Consider the following 6,588-nt stretch of genomic DNA (forward strand, 5'->3'; position numbering starts at 1 on the left):
GGGGTGATGTCCTCCAGCAGCGTCAGGTGGGCCGGCGTGTACGGCTCCGGCTGCTCGCTGCGCCCCAGCGTGAGCGCGCCGAGCACCTGCCGCAGGCCGCGGATCGGCGCGATGACGGCGGAGTGCATGCCGGTGGCGTCGAACAGGCGGCGCTGCGCCACGGCGATCTCCGCGTCGGGCGGCCCCTGGTAGGTCTCCCGGCCCGCGATCGCGGAGGCGGCCCCGCGCAGGGCCCGCGAGAGAGGCATCACGGACTCCGGCGGGATCGGCGGCATCGGCCCCTCCAGGTCGGGCCTGCGCACCACCACGCCGTCCTCCTGATGGGCCACGGCGAACCGGGTCACCTCCGAGTCCCGCTCGATCAGGTCGACGACGGCCCAGTCGGCGAGCCGGGGCACCATGAGCTGCGTCAGCCTGCGCAGCGCCTCCTCCACGTCGAGGGTGCTGGTCAGCCGGGTCGTGGTCTCGGCCAGCAGGGCGAGCCGCTCCAGTTCCGAGAGCGTCGCGCCGTTCGGTCCGGCCGGCGCGGGGGCGTCCGTCGCCTCCGCCCCGCCGTCCGCACGGGTGACGGCGTCCTCGCGCGCACCCGGGGTGAAGATCACCAGCGCCACCGGATCGAGCGTCCCCACCTGGCACCCGGTGGCGAGCCACGCCACCTCCACCACCGAGCCGTCGGCGCACCCGACCCACATGCGGTCCCCCTGCGCGGTCCGCCGGGTCAGACCGGCCTCGCGGATTCCGCAGCGTGCCCGGGCCACGGTCTCGCCGTGCTCGTTGCGGTGGAGCAGGTCGTGGCCGTCCTGCCCGACCATCGCGGAGGCGTCCATGCCCACGAGCTCGGCTAGGGCCGGGCTGACCGCCAGGATGGTCCCCGACTCCGCGGCCATGTAGGCGGGAGCGATCAGCGCGTCGAGCGCCCTGCCGATCGCCGCCAGGGCCTGGGCGTCCGTCGGTGTGCCGTCCTCGTGGTCCGCCATCGGTGTCCGCCGCCTCCCGGTGTGCTCGAGGGCCGGTAGGGTCTCGTCCCGGACCGGTCCGGTCCATGGTGCCCGCGCGGGACCGCCGTGATTCCTCCTCGCCGCGGAGATCAGCCGGACGCGCCCGGCGTGTGCGCGCCCGGCAGGTCGTGCGGGCAGCGGCACACCCTAGGCTGGGCGGCGTGACGGAGACCCGACGCCCCCTCGCCGTGTTCGACCTCGACAACACGCTCGCGGACACCGCGCACCGTCAGCACTTCCTGGAGATGCGGCCCAAGGACTGGGACGCCTTCTTCGACGCCGCCCCGCAGGACCCGCCGCTGGCCGAGGGCGTCGCCCTGGCCCTGGAGGCCGCCCACGAGTGCGAGGTGGTCTACCTGACCGGCCGCCCCGAGCGGTGCCGCCGCGCCACCGTGGCCTGGCTCGCCGCCCAGGGCCTGCCCGAGGGCCGGATGTGGATGCGGCGCAACCACGACCGCCGTCCGGCCCGGCGCACCAAGCTGGAGATCCTGCGGGACCTGGCCCGCGGCCGGGAGATCCGCATGCTGGTCGACGACGACGAACTCGTCTGCGACGACGCGCGGCGCGCGGGCTTCCGGGTCGTCAGGGCCCGTTGGGCGGCCCGGGCGTCGGAGGGTCTGCGCGAGGCGCAGGAACGCGAGGGCCGGACCTGACGGGCCGGGGGGAGCCGCCCCTCACTCCGGTTCCTCGATCCGGAAACCCACCTTCAGTCCCACCTGGTAGTGCGCGATCTCGCCGTCCTCGATGTGCCCGCGCACCTGGGTGACCTCGAACCAGTCCAGGTTCCGCACGGTGCGCGAGGCGCGTTGGACGGCGTTGCGGATCGCGTGGTCCACCCCCTCGTGGGAGCTCCCGACGATCTCGGTGACCCGGTAGACGTTGTCCGACATGGCGGCGACTCCTTCTCCGGGGCGTCGCGGGGACGAGGACGCCCGACTCGTTCCACCGTGCCCCATGCCGGGACGGACCGCGAGGCGTCGCCGACGACAGCGGGCCCGAAGCCGTCCTCCAAGCCTTGACGACGGTATTGGTCCATACCAAGATATTGGTCCATACCAAAGAGGCACCCCTGCGAGCCGACCGCGCTCGTCCCCCCACGGGTCTTCCTGCTGCACCCTCCACAGAACAGGACCCACCGTGAGACGTCGTCCGCTCGCACTCCTGGCCGTCTGCGCCGCCCTGACGACCACCGCCTCCTGCGGGCTGCTGCCCGGCGGGGAGGGCCGTGAGACGGTCACCGTCTGGCTGATGAAGGGCACCGCGTCCGCGGACTTCCTGCGCCGCTTCACCGCCGATTTCGAGGCGGACCACCCCGACACACGGCTGGACATCCGCATCCAGGAGTGGACCGGCATCGGCCCCAAGGTCCAGGCGGCGATGGACCCCGAGGAGAACCCCGAGGGACCGGACGTCATCGAGGTCGGCAACACCCAGGTGCCGCAGTACGTGGAGGGACAGCTCTTCGACCTGACCCTGGAGGCGGTGCGCGACTGGGGCGTCGACGACTGCCTGCCCGGTCTCGCGGACCCGGGCCGCGACCGCAACCAGCAGTACGGCATCCCCTGGTATGCGGCCAACCGGGTGGTGGTCTACCGCAAGGACCTCTTCGAGGAGGCCGGCGTCACCCCGCCCCGCACGCGCGAGGAATGGCTGGACGTCACCCGGCGGCTGGACACCTCGGGGAACCAGGGCATCTACCTGGCCGGCCAGGACTGGTACACGCTGGCCGGCTTCATCTGGGACGAGGGCGGCGACCTCGCCGTCGAGCGCACCAGCTCCTGGCAGGGCGCCCTGCACACCGAGGAGGCCCTGCGGGGCATGGAGTTCTACCGGCAGCTGCACGCCCTGGGCGAGGGCCCCGCCGACGCCGACGAGGAACACCCGCCGCAGGCAGGGGTGTTCGCCGAGGGGAGGACCGCCCAGATCATCGCGGTGCCGGGCGTGGTGCAGACCGTCCTCGCCGAGAACCCCGAACTCAAGGACAAGATCGGCTACTTCCCCGTCCCGGGGAAGCGCGCGGACAAGCCCGGCGCCGTCTTCACCGGCGGGTCCGACCTCATCGTCCCGCGCAACACCGACCAGGCAGGCCGGGCCATCGACGTCATCGGGGCGCTGGTGGGCGAGAAGTGGGCCACCGACCTGGCCCGGACCATGAACTACGTGCCCAACAAGGAGAAGCTGGCCGACGCGGTCGCCGACAACGAGGGCGTGGCGGCGATGGCCGAGGGCGCCGCGCAGGGCCGCGCCACCCCGTCCACGCCCGAGTGGGCCGAGGTGGAGGCCGACAATCCCATCAAGCGGTACATGACGGCGGTCCTCCAGGGCGGCGACGCGCGCCGTGAGGCCGAGAAGGCGTCGCAGCACATCACGGAGGTCCTGGACCCGGTCTACGGCTGAGACGACGCGGCCCCGCCGCTCCGTCAGGACACCACGCCCAGCCAGAGGGCGAACCGGTCCTCACGGTCCGTCCACCCGTGGGCGACCTCCATCCCCACCGCCGCGAGTTCCGTCCGCACCCTCTCCGGGCGGAACTTGGCGGAGATCTCCGTCCGGATCTCCTCGCCCTCGGCGAGGTCGACGACCAGGTCCACGCCCGGGATCTTCACGGTCTGCGCCTCCCGCGACCGCAGCCGCATCTCGATCCACTCGGCCTCGGCGTTCCACACCGCCACGTGGTCGAACAGCTCCGGCCGGAAGTCCGCGCCCAGCTCGCGGTTGACCACCCGCAGCACGTTCCGGTTGAACTGCGCGGTCACACCGGCCGCGTCGTCGTACGCGCGCACCAGCACCCGCTCGTCCTTCACCAGGTCGGTCCCCAGCAGCAGCGCGTCACCCGGGGCCAGCGACCCGCGCACGGAGGCGAGGAAACGGGAGCGCTCGGACGGCTCCAGATTGCCCACGGTCCCGCCGAGGAAGGCCACCAGCCGCGGGCCGGGCCCCTCGGGCAGTTCCAGCCGCCCGGTGAAGTCCGCCACCACGGCGTGCACGTCCAGCCCCGGCAGCCGCTCGGCGAGCTCCTCGCCCGCACCCGTCAGCGCGCTCTCGCTCACGTCCACCGGCACGTACAGTCCCAGGTCCGGCATGGCGTCCAGCAGCAGCCGGGTCTTCTCCGAGGACCCCGAGCCCAGCTCCACAAGGGTCCGGGCCCCGGCGAACCGGGCGATCTCCGCCGACCGGTCGGTGAGGATCTCCCGCTCGGCACGCGTCGGGTAGTACTCCGGCAACCGGGTGATCTCGTCGAAGAGTTCACTGCCGCGCGCGTCGTAGAACCAGCGCGGCGGCAGCGTTCGCGGCCGGCTGCCCAGCCCGGCCAGGACGTCGGCGCTCAGCGACGCCCGGGCGGCGTCCTCGGGCAGCGTGCGGGAGATACGGAACGGGCTCACGGCTTGCTCCTTCTGCTCCTTCAGCGGTGCGGGCTCCGGACGTCGGCGCCGGCCGGCGGCCCCGGGCTGCCGGGGCCGCCGGCCAGCGGGGTGAGCAGCACATCGCTGCGGGTGGCCGCCAGCAGCGTCCGGTCCGGAACCTCCCGCCAGCGGGGGTCGTCGTCGTACGGCTCGGACGCCACCACCACGGGGCCGTCCGGCTCGGCCAGGTACCACAGGGTGTCCCCCCACGCGGTGGCGGCGATCGTGTCGCCGCCGGTGAGCAGCAGGTTGAGCCGCGAACCGGGCGCCGCGGCCGCGACCTCCGCGACCGCCCCGGCCAGCGCCCGCCCGGCCTCCTCCCCGGCCCGCAGTCGCTGCAGGACCAGGGCCCAGACGAACGCCGAGTCGGTGCGCGCCTCCAGTTCCAGGAGCCGGGCCGGCGGCAGCGCCGTGGCGAGCGCGGCCATCGAGCCGGGCCAGCCGGGGACCGCCCCGTTGTGGCTGAACAGCCACCTCCCGGCGGCGAACGGAGCGGCGGCCGCCTCCCCGTCGGCGCCCGCCTCGGTGGCGTCCCGCACGGCCGCCAGCACCGCGCCGGAGCGCACCACCCGCGCCAGGTCGGCGAACGAGAGGTCCGCCCACACCGGCCCGGCCCTGCGGTACCGGGCCGGCGCCGGGTCGTCCGGCGCGTACCAGCCGATCCCGAACCCGTCGGCGTTGACCGTCCCGTGGCGCTGCCTGCGCGGCTCCCAGGACTGCCGGAACAGACTGTGCGGGGGCGCGGCCAGCACCCGCCCCAGCGGCACCGGCGGGCCGAGGTAGGCGAGGTGACGGCACATCAGTGCGCGCCTTCGCCGAACGGGCCGCCCGGTGGCACGGCGTCCCCCGGGCCCGGCCGCTCGGGGACCGCCGACCGCGCGGTGCGGAAGCCGGAGAAGATCTGCCGCCGCACCGGGTAGTCCCAGTTGCGGAACGTCCCCCGGCAGGCCACCGGGTCCACGGCGAACGAACCGCCGCGCAGCACCTTGTACCCGGAGCCGAGGAAGACCTCGGAGTACTCCCGGTAGGGGAAGGCGGAGAAACCCGGGTAGGGGAGGAAGTCGCTCGCCGTCCACTCCCACACGTCGCCGATCAACTGCCCCACGCCCAGCGGGGACCGGCCGGCCGGGAAGCTGCCCGCTGGCGCCGGACGCAGGTGCCGCTGGCCGAGGTTGGCGTGCTCCTCGGTGGGGTCCTCGTCGCCCCAGGGATACCGCCGGGAGCGGCCGGTCGCGGGATCGTGCCGGGCCGCCTTCTCCCACTCCGCCTCCGTCGGCAGCCGCCGCCCCGCCCACCGGGCGTAGGCGTCCGCCTCGTACCAGCTCACGTGCACCACCGGCTCGTCCGGCGGGACGGGTTCCGTCCTGCCGAACCGCCGCCGCAGCCACTGCCCGCCCTCCCGCCACCAGAACAACGGCGCCCGCACGCCCTGGGAGCGCAGCAGGGCGAAGCCCTCCGGCCGCCACCAGCGGGGCCGGACATAGCCGCCGTCCTCCATGAAGGCGAGGAAGGCCCCGTTGGTGACCGGGGCGGTGTCCAGGAAGAACGGCGCCACCTCCACCACGTGCGCGGGACGTTCGTTGTCCAGCGCCCACGGCTCGTCGGAGGTCCCCATCACGAAGGGGCCGCCGGGGACCAGGACCTCGGCGGGCCCCCGGTGCGCCGGCGCGGGATCCGGGTCGGGAGCGGTCAGGACCGCAGGGCCGCGCCGCAGCTGGTGGGTGATCAGCATCGTCTCGTCGTGCTGCTGCTCGTGCTGGGCGACCATGCCGTAGGCGAACGCGGCGTCGGTGAGCGGCGACGACCCGTCGAGGGAGGCCGCGTCCAGCAGGTCCAGGACCCGGCCGCGGACCTCGGCGGCGTACCGCCTGGCCTCGTCGGGCGACAGCAGCGGCAGCGACGGACGCTCCGCGCGGGGATGCTCGAAGGCGTCGTAGAGGCCGTCGATCTCCGGCCGCAGCGCCTCACGCCCGCCCACGGCGCGCAGCAGCCACTGCTCCTCCTGGTTGCCGACGTGTGCCAGGTCCCACACCAGCGGCGACATCAACGGAGAGTGCTGGGCGGTCAGTTCGTGGTCCCCCAGGCAGGAGGTCAGCAGCGCGGTGCGCTCCCGGGCCGCCGTCAGGGCCCGTGCGGCGCGCTCCCGGGCCGCCTCGGGGGAGCCGGCGCCACGGGGTGTGCCGGGG

At 74.4% G+C, this 6,588-nt stretch carries 7 protein-coding genes; 2 read left to right on the forward strand and 5 right to left on the reverse strand.

What is annotated here, in order from left to right:
- Positions 1-977 (reverse strand): GAF domain-containing protein (locus ACOV8S_RS08910; RefSeq protein WP_448317165.1); only part of this gene is annotated, 977 nt, incomplete at its 3' end.
- Between the two features lie 182 nt (positions 978-1,159).
- Here ACOV8S_RS08910 and ACOV8S_RS08915 point away from each other — a divergent pair.
- On the forward strand, positions 1,160-1,651 hold the full coding sequence (locus ACOV8S_RS08915) for a phosphatase domain-containing protein (RefSeq protein ID WP_448317166.1): 492 nt from the start codon (positions 1,160-1,162) through the stop codon (positions 1,649-1,651).
- Between the two features lie 21 nt (positions 1,652-1,672).
- Here ACOV8S_RS08915 and ACOV8S_RS08920 read toward each other — a convergent pair whose 3' ends face one another.
- Positions 1,673-1,888, reverse strand: a complete 216-nt coding sequence (locus tag ACOV8S_RS08920; protein ID WP_448317167.1) for a dodecin — start codon at positions 1,886-1,888, stop codon at positions 1,673-1,675.
- A gap of 247 nt (positions 1,889-2,135) precedes the next feature.
- On the opposite strand from ACOV8S_RS08920, the gene ACOV8S_RS08925 reads away from it, so the two are divergent.
- A complete protein-coding gene (locus ACOV8S_RS08925; RefSeq protein ID WP_448317168.1) occupies positions 2,136-3,395 on the forward strand; it encodes an extracellular solute-binding protein in 1,260 nt (419 codons plus the stop codon).
- Between the two features lie 23 nt (positions 3,396-3,418).
- Here ACOV8S_RS08925 and egtD read toward each other — a convergent pair whose 3' ends face one another.
- The 3 genes from egtD to egtB are packed head-to-tail and all read right to left on the reverse strand — an operon-like array spanning position 3,419 to position 6,527.
- On the reverse strand, positions 3,419-4,381 hold the full coding sequence (egtD, locus tag ACOV8S_RS08930; RefSeq protein WP_448317169.1) for an L-histidine N(alpha)-methyltransferase: 963 nt from the start codon (positions 4,379-4,381) through the stop codon (positions 3,419-3,421).
- Positions 4,382-4,401: 20 nt separating this feature from the next.
- Positions 4,402-5,202, reverse strand: coding sequence for an ergothioneine biosynthesis protein EgtC (egtC, locus tag ACOV8S_RS08935; protein WP_448317170.1), 801 nt, complete (start codon positions 5,200-5,202; stop codon positions 4,402-4,404).
- Complete coding sequence (gene egtB / locus ACOV8S_RS08940; RefSeq protein ID WP_448317403.1) at positions 5,202-6,527, reverse strand: ergothioneine biosynthesis protein EgtB; 1,326 nt, start codon at positions 6,525-6,527, stop codon at positions 5,202-5,204. The genes egtC and egtB overlap by 1 nt, the downstream gene beginning before the upstream one ends.
- Positions 6,528-6,588 lie beyond the last annotated feature (61 nt).

Source organism: Streptomyces sp. CO7, assembly GCF_053474865.1.